Genomic DNA, 956 nt, shown 5'->3' with positions numbered 1-956 from the left:
GGCCTGGCCGGCGCGGCGGGCGGCAAGGCGGGATCGCCGGCCGGGCGCGGCGGGGTGGCCGGCGCAAGGGCCGGCGCCGGCGCCGACAGCGGCGCCTCCTCCCGCGGCAGGTGGATGCGAAAGCGGGTGCCCTCGCCCGGCCGACTCTCCACCGTCACATGCCCGCCCGACTGCGTGACCACGCCCTGCACGGTGGCAAGGCCGAGGCCGGTGCCGCCCTTCTCCAGCCGCGTGGTGTAGAAGGGCTCGAACAGCCGCGGCAGCACCTCGGGCGGGATGCCGCGGCCGGTATCGGCGACCTCGAGCACCACCCAGCGGCCGGGCGGGACGGCGCTGTCGCCTGCCCCCGCCCCGGCCTGGTCCCCGGCGCGCTCCCCCTCGGGCCGCAGCACCACGCGGTGGCCGGTGGCGATGCGCAGCGTCCCGCCCCCCGGCATCGCATCCCGGGCATTCACCGCCAGGTTCATGATCACCCGGTCGAGCTCGGTCGGGTCCACCCGCACCCGCCGCGCCGGCTCCTCCAGCGCCAACTCCAGCCGCACCTCCTGGCCCAGCAGCCGGCGCAGCAGCGGCGCCATGCCGGCGACGCGGTCGTTCAGCGCCACCACCTCGGGCTGCAGCCGCTGCTGCCGGGCATAGGCCAAAAGCTGCTTCACCAGGGCGGCGCCGCGCCGCATCCTCCACCTGCGCCAGCTCCGCCGCCGCGGCGGCGGGCAGGTCGGCGGCGCGCGCCGCCTCCGCCCCGCCCAGGATGGCGGTGAGCAGGTTGTTGAAGTCATGCGCGATGCCGCCGGCAAGCCGCCCGACGGTCTCCAGCTGCGCCGCCGCCGCCAGCCTCGCCTCGGCCCGCCGCTCGGCGGTGCGGTCGCCGACCAGCAGCAGCAGCGCCGCCTGGCCCCCCGCCGGCAGCGGCAGCAGGCGGAGCAGCCATTCGGCATCGCCCGGCGCCGCCGGGT

At 78.5% G+C, this 956-nt stretch carries 1 protein-coding gene; it reads right to left on the bottom strand.

Features of this window, described 5'->3' with window-relative positions:
* Positions 1-677: sensor histidine kinase (locus E2C05_RS32100; protein WP_240046999.1), on the bottom strand; the 677-nt coding region annotated here is incomplete at its 3' end.
* Positions 678-956: the final 279 nt, after the last annotated feature.

This window comes from Paracraurococcus ruber (assembly GCF_004353985.1).
GTDB classification, from domain to species: Bacteria; Pseudomonadota; Alphaproteobacteria; order Acetobacterales; family Acetobacteraceae; genus Paracraurococcus; species Paracraurococcus ruber.
The sequence above is the reverse complement of the archived record's forward strand: the minus strand, read 5'-3'. Positions and strand labels throughout refer to the sequence as shown.